A 26,748-nucleotide genomic window follows, 5' to 3' on the forward strand; every position below is an offset into this window, starting at 1 on the left:
TAGCAAAAAACGCTACGTTTTACTTTGTATTTTTGCCATTACAAATATAATGTTACCAGAATTAATAATCTATTTATATGACAAAATTAAGTGTAAATATCAATAAAATAGCAACTTTGCGTAATGCCCGCGGAGGAAATGTTCCTGATTTGTTAAAAGTAGCTGCCGATATTCAAAAATTTGGAGGTCAGGGAATCACAATTCACCCACGCCCGGATGAGCGCCACATTCGTTATCAGGATGCCCGCGATTTAAAGGCAATTGTTACTACAGAATATAATATTGAAGGAAATCCACAACATAACTTTATTGATTTGGTTTTAGAATGCAAACCCGATCAGGTAACATTAGTTCCAGACGCAATTGGTGCAATTACCTCTTCTGCCGGTTGGGATACTATAAAAAATCAGGCGTATTTAACCGAGGTTATTCAGGAATTTCAAAGAAATGGAATTCGAACGTCAATTTTTGTTGATCCGGTTTTAGAAATGATCGAAGGGGCCAAAAAAACAGGAACTGACAGAATCGAGTTATACACAGAAGCTTTTGCACATCAATATGATTTAGGAAATAAAAACGGAATCGATCCTTACGTAAAGGCTGCTGAATTGGCAAATGAATTAAGTTTGGGTATTAATGCAGGACATGATTTAAGTCTGGATAATATTCAGTTTTTTAAGCAAAATATTCCGGGATTATTAGAGGTTTCTATTGGTCATGCCTTAATTTCAGAAGCGCTATATCTTGGTTTGGATAATGTGGTGAATATGTATCTGAATAAATTGAAATAATTCTCCAGAATAAAAAATATAAATATGCTTTACTCAAAAATAGAAGGCGAAGGGAAACCATTTGTAATTATGCATGGTTTTCTTGGAATGTCAGACAACTGGAAAACACTAGCGGGACAATATGTTGAGGCGGGTTTCCAGGTTCATATTTTAGATTTAAGAAATCATGGACGCAGTTTTCATTCGGATGAATGGAGTTATGAAGACATGGTTAACGATGTGTTTGAATATTGTCAGGCAAATAATTTGACAAAAATTGATATTCTAGGACATTCTATGGGTGGAAAAGTAGCAATGCTTTTTGCAGCTACGCATCCGGAATTAGTCGATAAATTGATTGTTGCCGATATTGGTCCGAGGTTTTACAAGCAACATCATCAAGATATTTTAGGAGGATTGAATGCTGTTGATTTTTCAGTTAAACCAAGTCGAGCTGATGTCGAAGCAATCGTTTCTGAGTATGTTCCGGATTTTGGAACGCGTCAGTTTTTGTTGAAAAATTTATATTGGAAGGAACCGGGGCAATTGGCTTTTAGATTCAATTTAGAAGTTTTTAACAACAATCTGGATGCCATCGGAAAGCCACTGGCAGAAGGATTGGTTTTCGAAAAAGAGGCCTTATTTATACGTGGCGGAAATTCAGGTTATATTGAAGATTCAGATTTTGATGATATTCGAAAATATTTTCCAAAAGCAGTTTTCGAAACAATTCCAAATGCAGGACACTGGCTTCACGCCGAGAATCCAAAAATGTTTTTCGAAATTACAGCAACTTTCTTGAAAGAGTAGTTTTTAAACACGAATTACACAAATTAGCACTAATTTTCAAAAATATATGAGACGTTGATTTTAATGATTTTGTTGTTTTTTTGACTTTTGACATTATGACTTTAAAACTTTCGACTTGATAATAAAATTGCTTACTTTTATTAAAAGTTTAAAATAAAAACAAATGAAATTATTACTCAGAATTCTTGCTACAGCACTTTTGGTTTTGTTAATAGGTCATTTTATGACAGGAATCCATGTAGTTAGTTTTACCACAGCCGTAATAGTGGCGGTCGTTTTGGGGTTATTAAATGTTTTTATCAAACCTATATTGGTGGTGTTGACTTTTCCGGTTACGATTGTAACGTTAGGATTGTTCTTATTGGTTATAAACGCTATAATAGTGTTGCTTTGTACAAAAATTGTCGGAGGATTTCATGTTGATACTTTCTGGACTGCATTATTGTTTAGCATCGTGTTGTCTGTTTTGCAGTCAATTGCAAATAAAATCATCGGAGAAGACTAAATTCAGATAAAAAAAGAAGGTTTTGAACCTCTTCAAATACAATACATTAAAAACTTGGTTGGGTTGCAAAAATTTTATAATTTTGCGACCCAATTTTATTATGTAAATTAAAGAAGAAGATGGATATTAAAAGAGTAGCAATAGACGCTGTAAACGAGACAATTGTATTGAACGTTGTTCATATGGATTATAAAGGTCAAGTGGCAAAAAGAATCAACGAAAAATTGCCTTTGGCACAAGTAAAAGGATTTAGAAAAGGACAAGTGCCTAAAGATCTTGTTGAAAAACAATACGGAAAAGGTATTAAACAAGAAGAAATTAAAAAAGTAGTTGATTTGGCTTTAGAGCGTTTTGTTCAATCTGAAAGATTAAATCTTTTAGGAACTCCTATTGCTAAAGAAAACGAAATTGACTGGGACGCTGAAGAATTGACTTTTGAGTATGAAATTGGTTTAGTGCCAAACTTCGAAATTGATTTAGAAGCTAAAAATAATATCGTAAAATATATTGTTACTGCTGATGATAAATTAATCGACGGACAAGTGGAGCGTATCCAAAAACAATTTGGAAAAGCAAACCCAGTTGAAAAAGTTACTGAAGATTCAGATGTTACCGGAACTTTCTCAAATGAAGAAAACGGAATCGAGAACAAAACAACTTTTTCGTTGTCAGTTTTCAAAGATAAAAAAACAGCTGATTTATTTGTAGGTAAAGAAGTTGGTGATATAGTTACTGTAAATACAAAAGGTTTATTTGAAGACGATCACCAATTAATGGATTACTTGAAAGTGGGTCACGATAATGTACACGATTTAGCAGTTGATGTAGCTTTTACAATCAGCGCCATCAATGTTTCTGAACCTGCAGAATTGAACCAGGAATTATTTGATAAACTTTTTGGTGAAGGAAAAGTAGCTTCTTTGGAAGATTTGAAAGCTAAAATTAAAGAAGATGCTGAAGCTCAATTTGCACAGCAGGCTGACCAAAAATTATTATTGGATGTTCAGGATTTCCTGATCGAAAATACAAAATTTGATTTACCGGCTGAATTCCTTAAAAAATGGTTGCAGACTGTTGGAGAGAAAAAACTTTCTGCAGAAGAAGCTGAAGTTGAATACGCAAGATCTGAAAAAGGTTTACGTTTTCAATTGATCGAAGGAAAAGCAATGGCTCAAAGCAATATCCAAATTACTTTTGATGATTTGAAAGAGTTTACAACTGGCGCTATCAAACAACAAATGGCTCAATTTGGACAAACTAATCCAACAGATGAAGAAGTTCAGGGTATCGTGGCTAGAGTTTTATCTAACCAGGAAGAAGTGAAAAGACTTTCTGAGCAGGTTGTTGCAGCTAAATTGTTAGATTTATTCAAAGAAAAAGCAAATCCAACAACAAAAGAAGTTACTTACGAAGAATTTATTGCAGCTTCTTACGGAGAATAAATTTAAGTCTGAAAGTCTAAGTTGTAAAGTCAAAAGTTAAGAAGCAAGCTTCATTAACTCGATTTTAAAAATTAATATTTTATTACAGAAACTGAAAGATAAAAATAATTATATTTGGACGTCAATGGAAGTTTTTCTTCTGTTGACGTTCTTTTTTTATTTCAGGTTTCAAGCTATTAAACGTTTCTTAGTTTAAAAACTTAGAATCTTAGTACCTTAGGATCTTAGCATATTAAAAAAGAAGACAAATTGGCATCCTTTATAAAAAGGTATGAACTTTGTTTAATTCGTTTTAAGTCACTTTCAGACTTTAGACTTTTCAATTTTAAACTAAAAATAAAAATATGAACTACGGTAAAGAATTCAAAAAATTTGCTACAAAGCATCAGGGAGTAAACGCAATGTACTATGACAAAATCATAGCGGCAATGAACCCAACAAATATGACTCCATATATTATAGAAGAGCGTCAGTTGAATATTTCTCAATTAGACGTTTTTTCAAGATTAATGATGGACAGAATTATTTTTTTAGGAACAGGTATAGACGATCAAATCGCTAATATCGTTCAGGCTCAGTTATTATTTTTAGAAAGTGCTGATGCATCAAAAGATATCCAGATTTATTTAAACTCTCCGGGAGGAAGCGTTTACGCAGGTCTTGGAATTTATGACACCATGCAATACATCAAACCGGATGTTGCTACAATTTGTACCGGAATGGCAGCTTCTATGGGAGCGGTTCTATTATGCGCAGGAGCAGCAGGAAAACGTTCGGCTCTGCCACATTCAAGAGTGATGATTCACCAGCCATCTGGAGGAGCTCAGGGAGTTGCAACGGATATGGAAATCAACTTACGTGAAATGCTGAAATTAAAAGATGAATTATACCATATTATTTCGCAGCATTCAGGTCAGTCTTTCGAAAGAGTACACAAAGACAGTGAGCGTGATTACTGGATGATTGCTGACGAAGCAAAAGAATACGGAATGATTGATGAAGTTTTGAGAAGAAGCTAAATTTAAGAGTTGCAAAGTTACAAAGTTACAAAGGGACTAAGATTATTAGTTTTGTAACTATGTAGCTTAAAAAAAAGCATATAAAAATTAGTTTCAGGTTTCAAGTTGCTTTGGCGAACTTGAAACCTAAAACTTGAAACTTTAAACAAAAAAGTTAAGCGGCAAGGAGTTAAGTTTTAAATTAAAAAGCTTAGAAACTTAGTATCTTTGCAACTTAGTAACTTAAATAAAGAATGGCAAAAGTAGTATTAGAATGTTCGTTTTGTGGAAGAAAAAAGCCAGAAACTAATTTATTGATAGCAGGTATTAATGCACATATTTGTGATAAGTGTATTGAACAGGCACACGGAATTGTTTTAGAAGAATTAAAATCAAGTGGAAGCTCGAAATTAGTTGGTGACTTGATTTTAAAGAAACCAAAAGAAATCAGAGCTTTTCTGGATCAATATGTTATTGGTCAGGATCAGACAAAAAAAGTGATGTCTGTTGCGGTTTACAATCACTACAAGCGTTTAATGCAGCAGCAATTAGACGACGAAGTGGAAATTGAAAAAAGTAACATCATCATGGTTGGTCAAACCGGAACAGGAAAAACATTGGTGGCAAAAACTATTGCGAAAATGTTAGATGTTCCTTTGGCTATTGTAGATGCAACTGTACTTACAGAAGCCGGTTATGTAGGAGAAGATGTTGAAAGTATTTTGACTCGTTTGTTACAAGCGGCAGATTATGATGTAACCAAAGCCGAACGTGGAATCGTATTTATTGACGAAATTGATAAAATTGCCCGTAAGAGTGATAATCCGTCTATAACACGTGACGTTTCCGGTGAAGGAGTTCAGCAGGCTTTGCTTAAATTATTGGAAGGAACAGTTGTAAACGTACCGCCAAAAGGAGGGCGTAAACACCCGGACCAAAAATTTGTTGAGGTGAATACCCAAAATATCCTGTTCATAGCCGGAGGAGCTTTTGACGGGGTTGAGCGTATTATCTCAAAACGTCTGAATCGTCAGGCAGTTGGATATTCTACTTCTAAGAATGTTGACAATATTGACAAAGACAATTTATTACAGTATATTATTCCAAAAGATATTAAAGATTTTGGTTTAATTCCTGAGATTATTGGCCGTTTACCGGTTTTAACGCACATGGATCCTTTAGACAGAGAAACATTGCGTGCCATTTTAACGCAGCCTAAAAATGCATTGGTAAAACAATATCAAAAGCTGTTTTTAATGGATGAAGTGGAATTTAATATTACCGATGAAGCTTTAGATTTTATTGTTGACAAAGCTTTAGAATACAAATTAGGCGCACGTGGATTACGTTCGTTATGTGAGGCAATTTTAACTGACGCTATGTACGAATTGCCAAGTTCTGATGATAAGACACTGTCAATTGACAAAGAATATGCAGAACATACACTAAGTAAAAATTTATTGAAGCGAATGGAAATTGCTTCTTAAATATTAAATACTATTTTCTCTAAAACCTGTTCATTTATTTGAGCAGGTTTTTTTTATATCGAAATACTTAATCAATGTTTTTCGTTCTTTATTATAAAATAATATATTTGGTTTTTGTAATCTTTTACTGTTAAGATATGATAACTGAAGTTTTAAAAAGTTTGGCATATTTATATTATCCTAAAAATATATGTCCATGGAATCAGCAAGAATTGTACTTAGAAACTTCAGAATATAAAAGACTACAATCAATAATAGATTTTTTTGATTCTGATGAAAGTCAAAAGACACGAAATACTATTAAAGAAGAATTTGGTAAAGATTTGGTTTTGAAAGAATTTCAGGATTTTTCCAGACTGGATTTGCAGGATCGGTGTTATACATTTCTTTTGACTGTTGTTGAAGATGGTGAGCTTTGTTCAATCACTTTGTATATGAGTATTTTAGTTCCTTATTATGTAATTAAAACTACAATTCATACTAATCAAATCTTTATTTCAAAATCAAGGCTTGAAGAATTGGAAAAGGAAAATCAAGATTGTAGAAAAATCAAAGATTTAGCTTTAGATATTGAAAAAATCATAGAAGAAAAGCTGTCATATACCAAATTCCCTGAAGCAATAATGAATAACATTATAGATGATATTAGTTTTCAAGATTCATATTTGGGTGAATTTAAAATGTTTAATGCTTTTTTTAATAACCAAGTTATTTGTCAGGATGAAAATTATAATTAAAAATTATTTAATCTTCGTACTGTTTTGTGTCTTCGGATTTTCTTGTAATAAAGAAAATAAAGTAATGACTGTTTCTGAGAATGAACTGACAAGCGAAATAGTTTCAAAAGAAAAGCCAAGAGTTGAAATTAATTATGACAATTATTACAAAGAAGCACAGCAGTATTGCAAGGCAAATAACCTGAATCAGGACAAATTTATTTTGATTGATTTAGGAGTTCATTCGGGTTTGAAAAGATTTTTTATATATGATTTTAAAGACAAAAAAATATCAAAATCCTACATGGTAAGTCATGGCTGCGGTGCTAATGAATGGGGAAGGACTTCATCAAAAAAGGATGCACTAATTAGCAATGAATTTGATTCGCATTGTTCTTCGTTGGGGAAATATGTGATTTTAGATCGTGGAGTAAGCCAATGGGGAATTAAGGTTAATTATATTTTAAAAGGCAAAGACAAATCAAACTCCAATGCCCTAAAGCGTTCTATAGTTTTGCATTCCTGGGAAGCGATTCCGGATGAGGAAGTTTTTCCTGAGGGAACACCTGAAGGCTGGGGCTGCCCGGCAGTTTCTAACGAAAGCATGAAAGAAATTGATGAACTCTTGAAAACCAATAAGAAGGTTTTGATGTGGGTTATTAAGTCATAACCGTTTTGTGTTATGAAAACAAAACTTCTGTTTTAGCCCTGATCGTAACGGCATCCTGTTGTTGCTCCCGATAGCTAGGGAGCAACAACAGATATAGTGGAGAGCAGGACTACAGGTTCTTTTGAAAACAGACTTTCTGCTTCTAATAAAACTACTAAACCCTAAATTTCTTCCGAGATTTAATAAGCCTTATAGAGACCATTTGGTAATATTTTAAGTTTGTATTAAATAATTTGTAATTTTATAAAAAATGAACTTCAATTTTAATAAATAAATAATGATAACGGTAAAAAATGTGATTAAAGCATCTCTTGACAAAGTTTGGAATTTATGGAATTCTTCGGAACATATTATAAAATGGAGCTTTGCATCTCCGGACTGGCATACACCTTACGCAGAAAATGATTTGAGGGAAGGCGGAAAATTTAAATCGACTATGGCTGCAAAAGACGGTAGTATGAGTTTTGATTTTGAAGGCGAATATACTTTGGTGAAACCGAACGAAGCAATTGAATATGTTATGGCTGACGGCAGAAAGGTTGAAATTACCTTTGCAGAAACCGCAGAAGGTGTTGAAATAATTGAAAGTTTTGACCCTGAAACACAAAATCCGGAAGAAATGCAGCGTGCAGGCTGGCAGGCTATTTTGGATAATTTTAAAAATTACGCTGAAGCTAATTAGGTTCAAAGCTAGAGCCAGAAAAGGTTCAAAGATTAGCTTAAATTATAAGTTTAAAAAAACATTTAAAAACTCAATGTCAGGCTGAGCGGAGTCGAAGTCCTCGTTTTCATAAGCCTTCGACTCCGCTCAGGATGACAATTGTAAAACTAAAGCCCAAAGCTAAATGAACTTATATCACTTATATGGTAAAAGATAAATAAATAAATAGCTAACCAACAAAAAATCAAAAAAATGACAAAACAAATATGGTTGAATCTGCCAGTGAAAAATGTGGCAAAAGCGAAAGATTTTTTCTGGAAAATAGGTTTTTCGTTCAATGAACAACATGATACTCCAACTTCGACTTGTATGGTTGTAGGCGAAGGGCATTTTGTAGTGATGCTTTTCGAAGAGTCGGTTTTTGCAGGTTTTTCACAAAACAGTATTGCTGATACTAATTTGGGTTCTGAGGTTTTGATTTCGATTGATGCCGAGAGCAGAGAAGAAGTTGAAGAACTGGCTAAAAAAGTACAGGATGCCGGTGGAACTGTTTTTGCGGCTCCGTCAGAAAGTCAGGGCTGGATGTACGGTTTTGGTTTTGCAGATTTAGATGGCCATCGTTGGAATGTTTTATTTATGGATTTTAGTAAATTATCATAATTATGGAAACATTACAGTTTAAAATCAGAATTAAAGCTTCTTCGGCAAAAGTCTGGTCGGTTTTATGGGATGATAAAACGTATAGAGAGTGGACAGGTGCTTTTTGTGAAAGTTCATACGCGGTAAGTGACTGGAATGAAGGTGATAAAATACATTTTTTGTCTCTAAATGGGGAAGGAATGAACAGTGTTATTGAAAAGAAAGTTCCAAATGAATATATGGCTTTTAAGCATATTGGAGAAATAAAAGACTTTAAGGAACTGCCTCTTGATGAAGAAACTAAAAAATGGAGCGGAGCAATGGAAATCTATCGACTGACTCCGGATGATGAATTTATTGATTTGATTGTTCATGTTGACGTAGTTGAAAAATATGTCGATTATTTTAAAGAAGCTTTTCCAAAAGGTCTGGAAACAGTGAAGGAGATTTCGGAGAAATAAAAAGATCAAATGTCAATTATAAAAATCAATGTCAATTGCAATGATAATAAAAACAATAAATAATAATAAAATATCAAATCATGGCAACATCAGTAAACCCGTATTTAATTTTTAACGGAGATTGCGAAGCAGCATTTTTGCTTTACAAATCCGTTTTTGGAGGGGAATTTCCGTATATCGGAAAATTTAAGGATATGCCGTCAGAAGATGGCTCTGCAAAGGTTTCAGAAAAAGATGCAAACCGGATCATGCATGTTTCGCTCCCAATAGGAAATACCATTTTAATGGGAAGTGACAGCAATGAGCAATCCGGAGAGGTAGTTTCCGGAGGTAATTTTTCAGTTTCAGTAAATGTGGAAAGTGCAGCAGAAGCAGACAGGATTTTTAACGGGCTTTCAGCCGGAGGAACTGTTTTTATGCCTATGAACAAAACCTTTTGGGGTGCTTATTTCGGAATGTTCAGGGATAAATTTGGTGTAAGCTGGATGGTGAATTTTGATGAAAATGAACCAAATAAATAAGTAAAAAAGTTAGGTTATTTTAATACCTGAACATAATTGTTAAATTACTTTAAAAAGCACATTGATTTGTGCTTTTTCGTTATAAAAAACAAACAATATACTTTTATATCAACAATAGATTGCCGATTTTTGTCGCTTCTTAAATCAACAAGGATAAAATGGCAAAAGAAGATAAGGAAATTATTTTATTAAAAGTTTCAGGACACGACAAACCGGGTGTTACAGCAGGTTTAACTTCAGTATTAGCGGCTTATGACGCCGTTATTTTAGATATAGGTCAGGCTGATATTCACGATACATTATCTTTAGGAATTTTATTCGAAATCGAAGCCGGTTCAAGTTCGGGACCTGTTTTAAAAGATCTTTTGTTTAAAGCTTATGAGCTGGAAGTAAAGGTTAAATTCATTCCGATTTCTATTGAAGATTATGAAACTTGGGTTAAATCACAATCTAATCAGCGTTACATTATCAATATTTTAGGCGAAAAATTAACGGCCGTACAATTGGCTGCCGTGACTAAAATAATGACAGACCAAAACCTGAACATTAACTCCATTATCAGATTAACAGGAAGAACTTCTGTTGTTGAAAAAGAAGAGTATCCGCGTTCCTGCATCCAGTTATCCGTTACCGGCGAAATTGTAAATAAGATCGAAATGACAGCTAATTTTATGGCAATTTCCAGAACGCTTGATGTTGATATTTCGTTTCAGGAAGATAATATTTACAGACGAAACAGACGTTTGGTTTGCTTTGATATGGATTCAACTTTAATTCAGACCGAAGTTATTGATGAACTGGCGGAATTAAACGGAGTAGGAGAGCAGGTAAGAGCGATTACCGAATCTGCTATGAACGGTGAAATTGATTTTAACGAAAGTTTTAAAAAACGTATGGCTTTGCTGGAAGGTTTAAGCGAAGACGTTTTGCAAAAAGTCGCCGAAAATTTACCTATCACAAAAGGAGCACATCGTTTGATGAAAGCGTTAAAATACTACGGTTATAAAACCGCAATCTTATCCGGAGGATTTACTTATTTTGGAGAATATCTTCAAAAAGAGCTGGGGATCGATTACGTACATGCCAATCAGTTAGAAATTAAAGATGGTAAATTAACCGGTAAATATATAGGTGATATTGTTGATGGTATCAAAAAAGCAGAATACCTGACAGCCATTGCCGAAAAAGAAGGAATCCACATCAACCAGACCATTGCGGTTGGTGATGGTGCAAACGATTTACCAATGATCAACCTTGCAGGTCTCGGAATCGCTTTTCACGCCAAACCAAAAGTTAAAGAAAGTGCCTCAAATTCGATTTCAAGTTTAGGTCTTGATGGTGTGCTGTATCTGTTAGGTTATCACGACCGATATATTGATATGATGTAAACAAATTATCGTATGTATTACGGTAGAGGCGCACAGCAGTGCGTTTTTTACAATTGATTATAGAAACCTTAGTTCTTTGAATTAAGGTTTTTTTATAGGCATGCCCCGCAGAAAAAGCGGGTCGGGCTATTCGTTACAATCTTTTATGCCGAACCCCGGCACAAAAGGATTTCCACTTCTATCCCTCATGCGATTTAGTGGAATTATCGTTTCTAAAACTATTAAATTGTCAGACAATTTTTGTGCTAGTGTGAGCGTCTCGCTCGTACCCGCAAAGAAAAGTAATTTGAATTTGATTGTGTTCACGAGCGGGACGTTCTCGTTAGTATAGGGGAATTATCGTTTCTAAAACTATTAAGTTGGTAGGCAATTTTTATGCTAGTGCGAGCGTCCCGCTCGTACCCACAAAGAAAAGTAATTTGAATTTGATTGTGTTCACGAGCGGGACGTTCTCGTTGGTATAGGGGAATTATCGTTTCTAAAACTATTAAGTTGGTAGGCAATTTTTATGCTAGTGCGAGCGTCCCGCTCGTACCCACAAAGAAAAGTAATTTGAATTTGATTGTGTTCACGAGCGGGACGCTCGCGCTAGCATAGGGCAGCCCTCGTACCAACATGTGGCGCTCATGCTAGCATATTAGTTTTTTTATTTAATCGCTATTGTATTAATGATTTTTTGAAACAATTCAGTGTTATTGTCATCTTTAGTGTCCATTAATGTAACTTGATAAAATTGATCTTTTACTGGAATGGCATACACTATAATATTAACTTTTTCACTTCCTCCTATACCAGTTAGAGTGTAAATACAAGAGGCTGTTATACATTTTCTACCATTGATTACGCTTTCGGTAGGTTCGCTAGTATATTTAAAGTCAGAAAAAACTTTTTTTATACTAATGAAACTTTCTTCAATACTTTTTCTAAAATCAGCAAAATTTTTATGAGGATTACTTCTTAAGTTAACTTTAATAGTTGGTATAATTCCTGCTGTTGTTTCGATTGGATATTTGAAATAAGTGACAACTTGAATTGTTCCTTTGTTTTGTTCTAATAATTTCGCAATAACTTTCTCATCTAATTTTATGTTGCTTTTTAAATTTTCAATAGTTTGACCTTCTTTTGCTTTTATCCATTTTTCTGGTTGTTCAATACTAAATCCAATACTTTCATTTTTGAAAATGTTCTGACTAATACTAACATTTGTTGCAAATGTTAAAGCCAAAAACATTAAGTTTTTCATAAGTTTCATTTTGTCATTTTTTTTAAAGCCCTACATCTCCTTCAACTGCTCCAGATAATCCCTCTGGTTCGAAAGTCTCGGAATCTTATGCTGGCCGCCTAGTTTGTCTCTTTCCTTCAGCCAGTCATAAAATAAATTTTCTCTGGCAACATTAATCACCAGAGGATTTAAGGTCATATTATTATAGCGTTTCGCTTCGTAATCAGAGTTTAAAGTTTGTAAGGTTTCATCAAGTACTTTTTGGAAAAGACCAACATCGGTAGGTTTTTTCTTGAATTCGATCATCCATTCGTGTGCGCCTTTTTCCTTGTCTTGCATAAAAATAGGGGCAACGGTATAATCAATAACTTCGGTTTGAGTAATTTCGCAGGCTTTGGCAATCGCCTGATCGGTGTTTTCGACCATCAGTTCTTCGCCAAAAACATTAATATGGTGTTTGGTTCTTCCGGTAACTCTAATTCGGTACGGATTTAAGGATGTAAAACGAACGGTGTCACCAATTAAATAACGCCATAACCCGGAATTGGTCGTAATAACAATGGCGTAGTTTTTATTCAGTTCCACATCCGCCAAACGGATCACTTTTTGGTTTGGAGTATCAAAAGTTTCCATCGGAATAAATTCGTAGAAAATACCATAATCCAGCATCAATAATAGATCACTCGAATTGTTCAAATCCTGAATCGCAAAGAATCCTTCTGAAGCATTATATATTTCGTAGTATTTAAAATCTTTGCCAGGTAGAATTTTCTTGTATTGTTCTTTGTATGGAGAAAAACTTACGCCTCCGTGAAAATATACTTCCAGATTCGGCCAAAGTTCCAGTAAATTTCCTTTTCCGGTGTCTTCTAAAACCCTGTTCATTAAAACCAGCATCCACGAAGGAACTCCTGCGAAACTGGTTACGTTTTCAGTTTTTGTTTCGTTAATGATCGCAGCAATTTTGCTTTCCCATTCGGTCATCAGCGAAGTTTTATTGCTCGGTGTACTGCTAAATTCTGCCCAAATCGGCATATTTTCAATTAGAATCGCCGATAAATCTCCAAAAAAAGTATTGTTGTTTTCGTAAATCTGAGAACTTCCGCCCAAGCGAAGACTTTTTCCTAAAAACAATTCGGAATCTTCATTATTATTCAGATACAGACAAAGCAAATCTTTACTGCCTTTATAATGGCAATCTTCTAAAGCTTCGTTACTTACAGGGATAAATTTACTTTTGGCATTGGTGGTCCCGCTTGATTTTGCAAACCATTTTATAGGGGTTTCCCAAAAAACGCCCTGTTCGCCCTGGCGTGTACGTTCAATTAAAGGCTGTAATTCCTCATAACCAGAAATGGGAACCCTTTCGGCAAAAGTTTTATAAGAGTTGATCGATGCAAAATCATATTTTTTTCCAATAATCGTATTTTCTGAAGCCGTCAATAAATTATGTAAAAGCTCTTCCTGAACTTCGTTTGGATATTTTAAAAAAAGTTCAATTTGATGAATTCTTTGTTTGAGAACCCAGGAAGCAAACGAATTTATTATGGATATAGGCATGGGGAAATTTTAGATTTTAGATTTTAGATTTCTGATTCCTGCTTTTCGCAAAAGCCGGAGATTTAAAATTTGAATATCGATATACAAATACTAACTTTGTCGTTATATCAAAAATAGTGTTTTTTAGCAAAAAACAATTTTATTTGTGGTAAGATTCTATTGTATAATTTCAATTTTTAACTCAAAAAAGAATCTAAAATCTAACCCCGACAATCTAAAATAACCATGCAATATCAAGGTGTACTTACTAAAATGCAAACTGAAATCGGAAATCCAATTCAATATTATCTGGTTTTTGAAAATAGTTTTCTAAACATGAATCAGTTATTGAACAAGGAAATCGAAATCAACTTTGCAGGTTACCAGTGTTTGAATTGCAATAAAAAGAAAAAAATATTCCGTCAGGGGTTTTGCTATGATTGTTTTTATTCAAGTCCGGCAGTTGGAGACTGGATTATGAGACCTGAACTGAGTACAGCACATTTAGGAATCGCAGACCGTGATTTGGAGTATGAACAAAAAGTTCAGTTACAACCTCATGTGGTTTATCTGGCAGTAGCAAGCGAAATAAAAGTAGGTGTAACCCGTAAAACACAAGTGCCAACCCGATGGATAGATCAGGGGGCAAGTCAGGCAATTGCTGTGGTTGAGGTCCCAAATCGATATTTGGCAGGAATTACCGAAGTTGCGCTAAAAAATCATTATACTGATAAAACCAATTGGAGAAAAATGCTTCAAAATCCAACAGAGACTTTTGATTTAATTGCTGAAAAAGCAAAATTAGAAAGTTTGATTCCGGAAGAAGCCAGAGAATACTTTTATAGTCAAAAAGAGGATGTGTACGATTTGTATTATCCGGTTTTACATTACCCGGCAAAAGTGGCAAGTTTAAATTTAGATAAAACACCTTCATTTAGTGGTAAACTTACCGGAATTAAAGGCCAATATTTGATTTTTGAAAACGGAACTGTTTTTAATATCAGAGGTTCTGAAGGGTATTTGGTTACTATTTCAGTTTAAAATTTCGATTTTTAAAATATCATGAAAAATGCTTTGTAAATTACAAAGCATTTTTTTGTTGTTTTATGTTTAAGTATTTGATAATGATGTATTTGTTGTGGTTATTTTGAAACATTTCGTTACAATTTTATAATGATTACTTGTTGGAAGATTTTTATTTTTAGAAGATTAAGGAATTAGTTTTGTGAAAAATTACAAAAGGATTCGTTTTTTAAAAGATTATAAATCAGATTAATTAGTTATAAAATGGGAGTTTTAAAGAAAATAAATACTGTCAGGCGTACTTTAATGCGAAGTTTGACAAAGAATATAGGAAAATCGAACGCAGAGCAGGGCATTACTTTAGTTAACAGAAACGAGATCAAAAGAGTTTTAATTTGCAGGCCAAATGCACGATTGGGAAATCTTTTACTGATTACACCTTTTGTTCAGGAACTGGAAGAAACGTTTCCGAATTGTGAAATTGATTTATTTGTAAAAGGGTCATTAGCACCAATCATATTTGAAAAGTATGACCACATATCGAGAATCATTCAATTGCCCAAAAAACCTTTTAGCAATTTGTTGAAATATTGCAGCGTCTGGATTTCTTTAAAAAAGTACAAATATGATATTGTCATAAATGTAGATCAGGGTTCATCTTCAGGTCGTCTGGCAACCAAATTTTCTAATTCCAAGTTTAAGTTTTTTGGTGATTTACCTTTTTCTGCCAATTTATATTATGGAGATTACGCTCACATTGCCAAATACCCTATTTATCATTTCAGGGATTATTTGACTAAGTTAGGTTTTGAGAAAAGAGAAAGCCTTATTGCTCCTTTAGATCTTAAATTAACGGCTTTTGAAGTTGCTGAAGGGAAGAGAACACTGCGAAGCCTTGTAAAAAATTATAAAAAAACAATTTGTGTGTTTACTTATGCAACAGGAACAAAATGTTTATCAGAATCCTGGTGGGAAGATTTTTATAACAGTCTGAAATCTGAATATGAAAATTATAATATCATTGAAATCCTGCCAATAGAAAATGTTTCCCAGATTGGTTTTAAAGCACCAACATTTTACAGCAAAGATGTTCGTGAAATTGGATCGGTAATTGCAAATACCGATTTATTCATTGGAGCCGATAGCGGAATTATGCATTTATCCAGTGCTGTACACACGCCAACGGTAGGATTATTCTCGGTCTCTAATTTAAAAAAATATGAGCCTTACGATAATAACAGTATTGGAGTAGATATAAATACTGTTTCTGAAAAAGAGTATTTTAAAGTTTTCAACACCATTTTAGATCATGGAAAATCGGGAATCTACTCTAAAGCAATTTAAAAAAAGTAAAGAGGCTGTCTCAAAAGTCAAATAAGCAGTTTTTTGATTACAAATAACACTAAAAAAAGGCTATTAAATTGCAATTAACCAATAAATATTTGGTATAATTGGATAATTTTTGAGAATTATTTAAATAAAAAAGAGGCTATTCTACTTTTGAGACAGCCTCTTTAACTGTTCTTATTTCTTCTTAAACAAGCCATTCAATAATTCGCTGGCTTTTGTTTTTACTTCTTCGGTAGTTTTTGCCTTATTTTCAGTAGCAGTTTTTGTGGTGTCCTTTGATTTGGTGTTTTTATTAAGCAAATCTGTAAGAGCCGAAGCTCCTTGTTTGGTTAGTTTTTCTTTTTGTTGACTCACAATTTGATTTGTAAGATTATTAACCGCTGTTTTAGTATCCAATGTTACTTTTGGGTTTGTAAAATTACCTGTTATCAGACCGGAAATTGGAATATTCTGCAATTTAGCTGCATCAGCAGGAGATAATTTAGAAAGGAATGCATTTGCTTCTGCTCCTAAATATTTTGCAGGAACATCTAATTTTATATTGTAATTCATCGTTTGGTCAAAACCGTGAGTTCCGCCAACTGTAATTTTAATATCCTGATATTTGATATCAAAAGGTTTTATGTTTACTTTTCCATTATCAAAAGTAACAGCAGCTTTTATGTCGTTCAGGTTTACTTTGCTCAGATCAATAAATTTGATGTTTGAACTTAATGCATTTAGTAAAGTCGAATTTTTAGAATTTACGGTAGTCGAAAGCAATTGTCCCAATAAATCACCTGAAAGCGATGTTAAGTTTGGAGTTAGCTCATTGGCATCTAAATTTCCGTTTAATTTAATTGTCGAGTTTAGTTTACCGTTAATAATTCCTGCAATTGGAGCAATTTTTTTCATCATATCCAATTGCGTAAAAGTCTGCGCAATATCTACCTGATTAAATCCTAAGTTCATATCAAAGGTTGGAACTTTTGCTTTCGTCGAAACGGTACCTGTCAAACCGATTGTTCCTCCAAAGATTGATGTTTTGAAATTTTCTAAAGTAGCTTTTTCATCCTTAATGATTAATTTACCGGAAACAGCAGTCAGTTTTAAATTGTCATATAAAACGGTATTTGCTTTTGCATTTAAAGTACAATTTAAAAATGCAGGGATCTTCATAGCCTCTGCAGGTTTTGCGGCAGTTTTTGTTTCAGTTTTTGCTTCGCCATTTGCAGCTGTAGTTTTTGCAGGTTCTCCCGAAGTCATAAAATCATCAACAGCCAACTGGTTTGAACTCATATTGAAGTTTCCTTTCAGTTCCTGTTTTTTAAACATAAAACCATAGAAATTCTCCAAAATTCCGTTAATAGCGATATCACTTCTCCCAGTAGTGGCATTAAACTGTTTTAGGTTAATTTTACTTGGGTTAAACTCAACCAAAGCGGTGCTGATATTCATCGATTTGTTATTCTCATCTGTATATTTAAATCCGGATAAACTCATCGTTCCTGCATTTTTGATATTTTGATATTGGCTTTTTTCTACTGATGCCATATCAAAATTTGTGGTTACATCGGCTTTTAAAATACCTGATAAAGGTTTGTCCAGTTTAACCGGATAAGCTTTTGAAAGATTTGCCAGGTTGATGGTTCCTTTTAAAGCAGCATCAACAATAGGGTTAACGGTTACGTTTTTAATATTGGCTTTCGCACTAAAAACATCCTGGTCGATTCTAAACGAAAGTTTGTCCAGATTTATATAAGTATCATTTAAAATACCGGTTTCATTGATGATTTTTGTGTCAATTACAATATTTTGAACCGATTTTGGTAAGTTCGGATATTGAAACGAAGCGTTGTTCGATGCAATTGCGATATTGAATTTCGGAACAGTTGTATCTGTTAATGCTCCTTTTGCAAAACCAACAACGGTAAAATCTCCGGTTGTTTTTACACCATCAAGACTTGAAGCATAAGCTGAAGGAATTAAGCCTAAGAAATTAGTAAAAGATGAGGTTGGGGTTTTAAATTTTAAATTATAAATCTGAGCTTTTTCAGCCATTTGAATAAATCCGTCAAATTCTAAAGGCAACTGATTGATTAAAGCTTTGTTCTCTTTAAAAGTATATTTGCTTTGCTCTAAATCAATTCCTAACACAGCGTCTAAAGTCAGTTTTACATTTTTAAGATAATTCATTTTATCCATGTCCAAAGAAACATTGGCAGTAGATTTTGTAGTTAAATCCAATTTCGAATTGGTAAAATCTCCTGTTCCTTCATGGTTCAGGCTGTCAATTACCATTTTTATTTTAGAACCCTGATCGATATACCTGAAAGTGAAGTTTTCAATTTTATAATTCTGAATTTTTAACGAAAGAGGATCGCTTTTGCCTTCAGATTTGGTTTCTTTTTCGTCTTTAAGGGCAATATCAAAGTTTCCAACGCCGTCTTTGTTGAAAATAATATTAATTAAACCGTTTTGAGAACTAATTCCCTCAATATTTAAAGCTTCTTCTTTTCCTTTAAAAAGTTCCTTGATGCTCATTTTTAAATCTAATTCTCCTAAAGAAACCAGTGTATCTCCTTCAAAAGGGGCTTTGTTGATGATTATCAGTTTTTCAATTGAAACGTTTGCGTTTGGAAAGTTTTTGAACAAACTTAAATCAGCATCAGCAAAACTTACTTTTGCATCGACACTTTTGTTAATGGCTTCAGCAATTTTAGCTTTGATCTGGTCTTTGAAAAGGTAGGGAACAGCAAAGAGAGCAGCAATTAAAACAACGAGTACAATTCCTGTGATTTTTAAAATTTTCTTTAACATAATTATTTAATATTTGGGGGTTGAATAGACAAAAAACGATAAATGCTTTTAGCAAAAATAGTTTTTTATACGAGAGCTTTTTTGTAATTTTTTGATAAAATTCAATAAAAAAATCCGTTTGAGCTTATTATTTCAAACGGATTTAATTTAATTTTTATTGTCATTTCTGAATAAATGAAACTATTTTAGAAGTCAGTGTTTCAGAAATCGGAAGATTTTCGTTGTTGTAACTTTCTAAATTTGCCTGTTGGTCGCCTTCAATAACTTTTAGGATATGATTCATTTTATCAATGACGAGCAATTCAGAATTGGGTTTGGCCTTGGATAAATTTTCAGCATCCTGAACAGTTACCTGCAAATCGTTATTTCCCTGCAGAATTAAAACAGGAATCGGGAGTTTCTTTATTTCTGTCTGCGGATCGTATTTAAACCAGGAAATTAAATAAGGCTGGATGCCCGGTCTAAAAAGCGAATTAAGCATTGGGTCAACATTTTTTACTGTTTTACCACTTTTCAGGCTGTCAATAATAGGAAAGGTCATATCTTCAATCTGTTTTATTCCTTTGGAAGAAATCTGTGCCTTTAAAATTTTATCGGCAGCATCCCCGGCTCCGGCAATTGAAACAAATTTGTCTGCTTTTGCTCCGGCAATCATTCCGATTAACGATCCTTCGCTGTGTCCAATTACAATTACTTTAGAAAAGCGTTTGTCTTGTTTTAATAAATTAATCCAGCTTTTTGCATCTTCGGTATAATTTTCAAAAACCAATCCTGATTCGGAAGGGGCAGCAGCTTTGCTTTCACCAATTCCTCTTTTATCAAAACGTAAGGATGCAATTCCGTTTTTCGCTAAAGCTTCGGCAAGCATTTTTAACGAATTGTTTTTCATCATCGGATTATTTCCGTTTCTGTCTGTTGGTCCCGAACCCGCAATGATTAAGGCAACAGGGCATTTTTTGGCTACCTCCGGAATTGTCAGCGTACCGTACAACTGATCGATATTTATTTTTAATACAACAGGGGATTCCTTAAATGTGACCTCTTTTTTATCCTGAGCACTAACAAAACTTAGAATAAAAACCGTTAAAAGCAGCATGATTTTATTCATTTCCTATAAATTATTTGATATTGATACTGTAAGGCATGATGGCCTGAGCGCCTTTTAATTTTTGAAGTCTTTTGATATGTTCAATAAGAATATAATTTTCTTCACCAATTTCTTCCTTTATAAATGATTCTTTTGATTGTGCAAAAGGAAGCCCGGACAAAAGATCGTTTAAACTTTTCTCATATTCAGGATAATTCTGTGTGCGGTATGATTTTGTTTTGGCAATTTTGGCAGCTTCGGCAATTGCATCATTCAGGCCTCCTATTTTGTCTACCAAACCAATTTTTAAAGCTTCAGTACCAGACCAGACTCTTCCCTGAGCAATGGCGTCTATCTGGGCGAAAGTCATTTTTCGGCCTTCGGCAACATGAGTTACAAATGTTTTGTAAACGTGTTCAACACCTTCTAGAGTAAAAGCTTTAAATTTTTCGTCAACAGGCACAAACGGACTATAATTAGCCGAGTTTTCATGTGTTTTTACCTGCTCGGTATTGATGCCTAATTTATTTGCTAAAGGACTGAAATTAGGTAAAATACCAAAAACTCCAATTGAGCCGGTAATCGTATTTTTTTCGGCAAAAATTTTATTGGCGTTGCAGGCAATATAATAACCGCCTGAAGCAGCATAATTACCCATAGAAACGACAACAGGTTTTACTTTTTTGGTAATCTCAATCTCTCTCCAGATTAAATCAGATGTTAGTGCGCTTCCTCCGGGACTGTCTATTCTTAGTACAATCGCTTTTACATCATCATTTTTTCTGGCTTCCTGTAATGAACGTCTCATAGAACCTTCACCAATCTGATTAACATCACCTTCACCACTGCCAATTTCGCCCTGAGCGTAAATAATTGCAATTTGATCGGTTGCTGTATTGGTCAAAGCTGTAGTGATATTATTTTGTGTGTAATCTGAAATTGATATTTTATTATAATCATCATCTCCGCTTACTTTTAAAGCTTTTTTGATGGCATTGTGATAGACATCTTCATAGGCAACAATGTCAACCAAATGTTGAGCTTTTGCCATTTCAGGAGTTCTTACCAGCAATCCGTTTGCTATTTCGTTAAGTTTTGCAACTGAAATATTTCGGCTTTTTGAAATATCAGCGACAACAGTGGTCCACACAGAATTTAAAAGTGCTGTTATCTGCTCTCTGTTGGCATCACTCATTTTATTTTCGAGGAAAGGTTCAACGGCACTTTTGTATTTTCCGTGACGGATAACTTCCATGTGGATGCCTGATTTTTCCTGAAAATCCTTAAAAAACATTACTTCTGATGAAAGACCTTTAAAATCTAAGTCCCCGGCAGGATTCAAATAAACAGTATTGGCCACCGAGTTTAAATAGTATTCTTTTTGAGAATAAGTATTAGCATAAGCCCAAACAAATTTCCCTGATTTTTTGAAACTTTCCAAAGCATTTCTCAAATCTTTATATTGAGCAAGGCCTAAGGAAGATTCGTCATTTAATATGGAGATTCCTTTGATATTATCGTCAGTTTTTGCAGCTTCAATAGCATTGATTACATCTGTTAAACCAATGTTTGTTTTGTCTGAAAAAACAGTTACCCAAGGATCTTTATATTTTCCGGCATAGTCGTTATTGATTTTTTTTAAATCTAATTCAATAACCGAATCAGCTTTGACAGTAACGCTGTCGTCACCTCCAAAAATAGCTCCAATTAGGATTACACCAAAAAAGAACAGCATAATAAAAACAAAAATGCCAATTACTGTGGCCATTACATTTCCTAGAAATTTCATAAATATATTTTTTTAATAAGTAGCAAAAAGAGCTGCTTTGTTACAATTTTCGAGACTTAATTTATCAGTTGAATAAGCATGTCGCTACACAAATATATTGTTATTTCTAAAATAGTTTTAGTTAATTTGCATTAATTATGAAATCACAGCATCAGGTCGTTTTATCTATAGGCAGTAATCAGGGAAACCGGTTAGAAAACATTGAAAGTTGTATTAATTTGATACATCAGGAAGTGGGAACCGTCATCCTGGTTTCAAAATTGTATGAAACACCCGCCTGGGGATTTGAAAGTGATGCTTTTTACAATTGTGCTTTGCTTCTGCACAGTTCTTCTTCTGCACAAAAAATACTCAGTCAGGTTTTAAAAGTTGAAAAACAACTGGGACGCATTCGTTCGGGGCAGCAAGGGTATCAATCCCGAATCATTGATGTCGATTTGATTGTTTTTGATGATCAGATAATTGAATCAGAAAAACTTCAGATTCCGCATCCGCTAATGCAAAACCGAAAGTTTGTTTTATTGCCAATGCAGGATTTAAAACTAAATTGGAAACATCCGATTTTTCAAAAAACCGTTTCAGAATTAATCGCAATTACACCCGATGATAGCGTTTGTACTGTAGTTCAGAACCTGAAAAATCCATTGGAGCAAATTCCGCTGGAGCAATTTAATTATATTGCTTTTGAAGGAAATATTGGTGCCGGAAAAACCACTTTGGTACAGAAAATAGCCGAAGATTTTAATGCAAAAATGGTATTGGAACGTTTTGCCGATAATCCTTTTTTGCCAAAATTTTATAAAGATCAAAACCGATATGCTTTTCCGTTAGAAATGTCTTTTCTCGCCGATCGTTACCAGCAATTGGCTGATGATTTGTCACAATTTGACTTGTTTAAAGACTTTGTAATTGCCGATTATCACATTTTCAAGTCTTTAATTTTTGCAAAAATCACGCTTGCCGAAGATGAATACCGTTTGTATCGAAACTTATTTGATATTATCTACAAAGAAATGCCAAAGCCGGATTTATATGTTTATTTGTATCAGAATACAAACAGACTGCTTCAGAATATTAAGAAACGCGGACGGAATTATGAACAAAATATTTCGGCTGAATATTTGGAGAAAATAAATAACGGCTATCTGGAATATATCAAATCCCAAACAGATCTGAATGTTTTAATAATTGATGTTTCGGATCGTGATTTTGTCAAAAAACACGAAGATTATCTTTTTATATTGAATGAGATTCAAAGAGTAATTAGATAATGTGCCAATTTGATAATTAGGAAATTTTTTAAAGGCTTTTACTTTCTAACAGTTACAAATAATATCTTTTTTGCGTAGATAATTATCTCATTTTTTAATTGACATATTTTCTAATTAAATTATCTTTTCAAAGAAAAATGCCCTCTAAACAAGGGTTTTGTATCATCAATTTTTAAGGTGTACCAATAATCAGAAGCAGGAAGCGGAGCTTTTTTGAAAGTGCCGTCCCAACTCAATTTGTTAATATTCAATTGTATGAGTAGTTTTCCGTAACGGTCAAAAATGGTAACTTGTGCTTTAGGATAATTCTCCATTCCGGTAATTTCCCATAAATCATTAAAGCCGTCATTATTAGGAGTGAAAAATGATGGGATAATAATAACAATGAAATCCTGAATAGTCTCATTACTATTACATTGATTATTCTTGACTTTTACATAAGCAGTTTGTAAACCGCCCGGCACATCATAAAAAGTATTTGAATTCTGATAATTACTTCCATCAACAGAATACTCAAAATAATCTTGTGGATTTGTAAGATTGATAACAACGGTTCTTTGTTTTATATCAATATTTTTAATAATTGGTTTTTTATATTCAATAACTGTTATGGTTTTTGTGCTTGTGCAGTTTTCAGGATCCGGGCTGGTTACTTCAACGGTATAGGTCCCTGTTGTTTTAGCTTCTATGGTTTGGGTCGTTTCTCCTGTTGACCATTTGTAGATCATTCCGCTTATTTTAGCATCTAAAATTACAGATTGGTTTTCGCATAAAATCGCTTGTTCATTAGTAACAACAGGAGGAGTATATACAATTATATTTGCCGGGATACGATTTGGGTTGATGCAGCCACTATCCGAAGCCTCTGCATAATAAGTTGTATTTGCTGAAACGCTTGGTATGATAAAGTTGTTTCCGGTATGGATACTTGTTCCGCCTGTTGAATTTGTAAACCAATTAATAACTCCAAAATTCGAGGTTGCCTGTAAAGTGACAGTGCCGGTTCCGCATCTGGAAACTGTTGAAGATACGGTTGGTGTTTCTGGAGTTTTGTTTACAGTAGCCACTACTTTTTTTCGGTTTATTTCGCAACCTGCGTCTGTGTAATAAGTTGTTGTGCTGCTTATTATTGGAGTTGTAAACGTATTTCCGGTTTCGAGTAAATTACCTCCCACTTGAGCATCATACCATTTGATTGTCCCGGCGTTTGAAGTGGCATTTAACGTAACAGTTCCTGAATCACAAATTGCATTAGGGGAAATAATAGTAGCTTCAGGAATCGTAATTTGGGTGCTGGCAGCAATTTCTAAAGGTAATTCTCCAGGCATTCCTCCGTATTCAATAATGTATCCTTTTGGTTGATAATCACCACTTGATCCTCCTGTATCTGATAGATCATTCCAAGCTCCGGGAATTCCAATGCCCGGAGCTGTAATGTGTGCATAATCTTCGTCTCCGGCCTGATTTGGTTCGGTGTGGTTCCAAAGGGCAAAGTTCGGTGTGGTTCCATTGCTGTTTCCATTCCAAAATATGGTTCCGGTTTCATTATTTGCCAGCCCTTCCGGGCCAGTAACCCATTTCCAGACATTTTCTGTTTCGGCATCGCTTCCGCCAATCCAGCCAGCGCCTGAGGCTTGCTCGCCTGTTAATTTTGCTTCATCTGCAGCCAAAATAGTAGCGAGATATCCCTGTAAGCCATAATAAGTACTGTTTTCTGCAGCGATTTTTGCCTCAGTCCATTTAATGCCAACGTTAGGGACAAACTGATAAAAATGTCCTGTTGAAGGTAAATAATTTGCCTGACCAATAGTGATAGAAAAAGTTTTGGTTCCGGAGGCAGTTGCAGAAGGGTTTGAAAAAACAATATTTTTAACTGCTTTAACAATATCTGTGTATAATATTTGAGTACCTGCTGTACTTGTGAGTGTCAGTTTTCCTGCAGCCAAATCCCAGTTTTCTGTGATAGTTGGATGTAAAGATGGGTCTAAAAGGCTTAATTTGTCAAATCCCGCAGCATATCCGGATGAAATTTGAATATAAACAGCCTGAGTTCCTGTTTCGTCGGGATCATGGGTTATAGAGAAATCGGTAACAATATAGATTTCGGTATTAGGGCAATATAATTGATTTCCGGTAGCAGTTAATTTAGGTGCGGTACTATTAAGGGTGTTGCAATTATTTAAGTATGTAGCTGAAGCATCTTTATAAGCAGACCAGTTTGTATTTGAATAAGTGGCATTGTCAACCTGAATGCAGCTAAGAGCAGAATTTGATTTAAAGTCTAAAAAGGAAAACTTTGTGTTTTTTCCGTTTCTTAAATTCAAATTGGTTAGTTGGTTGTTTTCACAGTGAAAATTAACCAGATTAATGTTTTTAGAAACATTTAAATCAATTAGCTGATTGTTTTGGCAGTTTAAAACTACTAATCCAGTGTTTTTAGTAACATCTAAGTTGGTTATCTGATTATTGTGAATTGATAAATCATATAAAAGAATATTTTTAGAAACATCAATATTTGTTAAGCTGTTAAAGCCGCAAAATAATAGCTTTAGAGCTGTATTTTTAGAAACATCTAAACTGGTTAATTGATTGTTACTTATTATAAAATCATTTAGTAAAAGATTTTTCGAAATATCAATAGTTGATAATTGGTTAAAACTGCAGTCTAAACGAACAAGACCAGTGTTTTTAGTAACATCTAAATTGGTCAATAGATTGTTTTTGCTTTCCAATCCGGTTAAGAGCGTATTGGTCGTAATGTCAAGACTTGTTAATTGATTGTTTTCACAATTTAAAAATTCTAAAGCCGTATTTTTAGAAACATCAATAGTTGATAATTTATTAAATCCAAAGTTAAAATTTTTGATTTTGATGTGTTTTGAAACGTCTATATTAGTTAGTTGATTCTTGTAACAGCTCAAAGTGGTTAATGATAAATTCTTAGAAATATCTAAATTAGTTAACTTATTTGCAGAAACATTTAAATTTGTTAAATAAGTGTTTTTAGTTACATCGATGTATGAAATGTTATTTTCACGACAATCAAAAGTGGTTAATCCTGTATTTTTAGAAATATCAATACCATTAAGTTTATTGTAGTTTACATAAAGTGTATTCAGTTGTGTGTTATTTGAAAGATTAAGGTATGTTAAATCATTATATTCACAGCGTAAATCTTTTAGGTATATGTTGTTAGAAATGTTTAGATTGGTAAGGTTATTTTTTTTACCGGGATCATTATAAAGTATCCCAACGTTTAATTGCTCTAATTTTATAAAGGCCTCAATTCCGGTTAAATCTGAGATGTTTTTTCCCGGAATTTCCAAAGATTTAATATTCATGATATTAAGAGAAGAAACCCTTCCGTCAACAGGGCCGCTATCAATTCCTAAATCGATTAAGGCTTTTTCAAAATTTGAATCAGGAATTGTAGTGTACTGAGCAGAACAAAGAAAGCCTGATAAAAATAAAAATAGCAAAAACGTTTTTTTCATAGCAAATTAATTTCGTAAACTCTTTTAGTAAAAGTAGTTAAGAGAATTGTGAAAAAAATGCTATGAATTAACTTTTTTGTTTAAAAAAGGGTAATTTTTATAGATG

The 26,748-nt window shown here is 33.8% G+C and carries 22 protein-coding genes; 16 read left to right on the forward strand and 6 right to left on the reverse strand.

The features are described from left to right. The first annotated feature begins 77 nt into the window (after positions 1 to 77). The 13 genes from FLV_RS00105 (at position 78) to serB (ending at position 11,068) form a co-directional block, all read left to right on the forward strand. On the forward strand, positions 78 to 791 hold the full coding sequence (locus FLV_RS00105; protein WP_243229907.1) for a pyridoxine 5'-phosphate synthase: 714 nt from the start codon (positions 78 to 80) through the stop codon (positions 789 to 791). A 24-nt stretch (positions 792 to 815) separates the two neighbouring features. Beyond that, positions 816 to 1,580, forward strand: coding sequence for an alpha/beta fold hydrolase (locus tag FLV_RS00110; RefSeq protein WP_243229909.1), 765 nt, complete (start codon positions 816 to 818; stop codon positions 1,578 to 1,580). A gap of 163 nt (positions 1,581 to 1,743) precedes the next feature. Continuing rightward, positions 1,744 to 2,085 (forward strand): phage holin family protein, encoded by a 342-nt coding sequence (locus FLV_RS00115; RefSeq protein WP_243229910.1) that lies wholly within the window; start codon positions 1,744 to 1,746, stop codon positions 2,083 to 2,085. Between the two features lie 119 nt (positions 2,086 to 2,204). Next, a complete protein-coding gene (locus tag FLV_RS00120) occupies positions 2,205 to 3,527 on the forward strand; it encodes a trigger factor (protein WP_243229911.1) in 1,323 nt (440 codons plus the stop codon). A 344-nt stretch (positions 3,528 to 3,871) separates the two neighbouring features. Continuing rightward, a complete protein-coding gene (clpP, locus tag FLV_RS00125; protein WP_243229913.1) occupies positions 3,872 to 4,546 on the forward strand; it encodes an ATP-dependent Clp endopeptidase proteolytic subunit ClpP in 675 nt (224 codons plus the stop codon). Positions 4,547 to 4,779: 233 nt separating this feature from the next. Further along, the gene (clpX, locus tag FLV_RS00130) at positions 4,780 to 6,012 is read left to right on the forward strand and encodes an ATP-dependent Clp protease ATP-binding subunit ClpX (protein WP_243229915.1); all 1,233 of its coding nucleotides are present in this window, start codon (positions 4,780 to 4,782) and stop codon (positions 6,010 to 6,012) included. 137 nt (positions 6,013 to 6,149) lie between these two features. Beyond that, positions 6,150 to 6,749, forward strand: a complete 600-nt coding sequence (locus tag FLV_RS00135) for a hypothetical protein (RefSeq protein ID WP_243229916.1) — start codon at positions 6,150 to 6,152, stop codon at positions 6,747 to 6,749. Beyond that, positions 6,733 to 7,398 carry a murein L,D-transpeptidase catalytic domain-containing protein gene (locus tag FLV_RS00140; protein WP_243229918.1) on the forward strand — a complete coding sequence of 222 codons (666 nt, stop codon included), beginning with the start codon at positions 6,733 to 6,735 and terminating at the stop codon, positions 7,396 to 7,398. Before FLV_RS00135 ends, FLV_RS00140 begins: the two co-directional genes overlap by 17 nt. Before the next feature lie 277 nt (positions 7,399 to 7,675). Continuing rightward, the gene (locus tag FLV_RS00145) at positions 7,676 to 8,080 is read left to right on the forward strand and encodes an SRPBCC family protein (RefSeq protein WP_243229919.1); all 405 of its coding nucleotides are present in this window, start codon (positions 7,676 to 7,678) and stop codon (positions 8,078 to 8,080) included. A 231-nt stretch (positions 8,081 to 8,311) separates the two neighbouring features. Next, positions 8,312 to 8,719 (forward strand): VOC family protein, encoded by a 408-nt coding sequence (locus FLV_RS00150; protein ID WP_243229920.1) that lies wholly within the window; start codon positions 8,312 to 8,314, stop codon positions 8,717 to 8,719. 2 nt (positions 8,720 to 8,721) lie between these two features. Next, a complete protein-coding gene (locus FLV_RS00155) occupies positions 8,722 to 9,159 on the forward strand; it encodes an SRPBCC domain-containing protein (RefSeq protein ID WP_243229921.1) in 438 nt (145 codons plus the stop codon). An 80-nt stretch (positions 9,160 to 9,239) separates the two neighbouring features. Further along, a complete protein-coding gene (locus FLV_RS00160; RefSeq protein ID WP_243229922.1) occupies positions 9,240 to 9,680 on the forward strand; it encodes a VOC family protein in 441 nt (146 codons plus the stop codon). 158 nt (positions 9,681 to 9,838) lie between these two features. Continuing rightward, positions 9,839 to 11,068, forward strand: coding sequence for a phosphoserine phosphatase SerB (gene serB, locus FLV_RS00165; RefSeq protein ID WP_243229923.1), 1,230 nt, complete (start codon positions 9,839 to 9,841; stop codon positions 11,066 to 11,068). 646 nt (positions 11,069 to 11,714) lie between these two features. Here serB and FLV_RS00170 read toward each other — a convergent pair. Beyond that, complete coding sequence (locus FLV_RS00170) at positions 11,715 to 12,311, reverse strand: hypothetical protein (protein ID WP_243229924.1); 597 nt, start codon at positions 12,309 to 12,311, stop codon at positions 11,715 to 11,717. A 30-nt stretch (positions 12,312 to 12,341) separates the two neighbouring features. Beyond that, positions 12,342 to 13,850: a GH3 auxin-responsive promoter family protein gene (locus FLV_RS00175; protein WP_243229925.1), complete on the reverse strand. Its 1,509-nt coding sequence runs from the start codon at positions 13,848 to 13,850 to the stop codon at positions 12,342 to 12,344. Between the two features lie 225 nt (positions 13,851 to 14,075). Between FLV_RS00175 and FLV_RS00180 the strand changes: the two genes are divergently transcribed. Together FLV_RS00180 and FLV_RS00185 are read left to right on the forward strand one after the other, a co-directional pair. Continuing rightward, positions 14,076 to 14,870: a DUF2797 domain-containing protein gene (locus tag FLV_RS00180; RefSeq protein ID WP_243229927.1), complete on the forward strand. Its 795-nt coding sequence runs from the start codon at positions 14,076 to 14,078 to the stop codon at positions 14,868 to 14,870. Positions 14,871 to 15,116: 246 nt separating this feature from the next. Further along, positions 15,117 to 16,196, forward strand: coding sequence for a glycosyltransferase family 9 protein (locus tag FLV_RS00185; protein WP_243229928.1), 1,080 nt, complete (start codon positions 15,117 to 15,119; stop codon positions 16,194 to 16,196). A 180-nt stretch (positions 16,197 to 16,376) separates the two neighbouring features. Here FLV_RS00185 and FLV_RS00190 read toward each other — a convergent pair whose 3' ends face one another. The 3 genes from FLV_RS00190 to sppA form a co-directional block, all read right to left on the reverse strand. Next, positions 16,377 to 19,001 (reverse strand): AsmA family protein, encoded by a 2,625-nt coding sequence (locus FLV_RS00190; RefSeq protein WP_243229929.1) that lies wholly within the window; start codon positions 18,999 to 19,001, stop codon positions 16,377 to 16,379. A gap of 160 nt (positions 19,002 to 19,161) precedes the next feature. After that, positions 19,162 to 20,109, reverse strand: a complete 948-nt coding sequence (locus FLV_RS00195; RefSeq protein ID WP_243229930.1) for an alpha/beta hydrolase family protein — start codon at positions 20,107 to 20,109, stop codon at positions 19,162 to 19,164. Positions 20,110 to 20,119: 10 nt separating this feature from the next. Beyond that, the gene (gene sppA, locus FLV_RS00200) at positions 20,120 to 21,877 is read right to left on the reverse strand and encodes a signal peptide peptidase SppA (RefSeq protein ID WP_243229931.1); all 1,758 of its coding nucleotides are present in this window, start codon (positions 21,875 to 21,877) and stop codon (positions 20,120 to 20,122) included. A gap of 137 nt (positions 21,878 to 22,014) precedes the next feature. Here sppA and folK point away from each other — a divergent pair, with 137 nt between their 5' ends. Beyond that, positions 22,015 to 23,148: a 2-amino-4-hydroxy-6-hydroxymethyldihydropteridine diphosphokinase gene (gene folK, locus FLV_RS00205; RefSeq protein ID WP_243229932.1), complete on the forward strand. Its 1,134-nt coding sequence runs from the start codon at positions 22,015 to 22,017 to the stop codon at positions 23,146 to 23,148. Between the two features lie 119 nt (positions 23,149 to 23,267). Here folK and FLV_RS00210 read toward each other — a convergent pair whose 3' ends face one another. Next, complete coding sequence (locus FLV_RS00210) at positions 23,268 to 26,642, reverse strand: T9SS type B sorting domain-containing protein (RefSeq protein ID WP_243229934.1); 3,375 nt, start codon at positions 26,640 to 26,642, stop codon at positions 23,268 to 23,270. Between the last annotated feature and the right edge of the window lie 106 nt (positions 26,643 to 26,748).

The sequence above is a fragment of the Flavobacterium pectinovorum genome (genome assembly GCF_022802975.1).
GTDB classification, from domain to species: domain Bacteria; phylum Bacteroidota; class Bacteroidia; order Flavobacteriales; family Flavobacteriaceae; genus Flavobacterium; species Flavobacterium pectinovorum_B.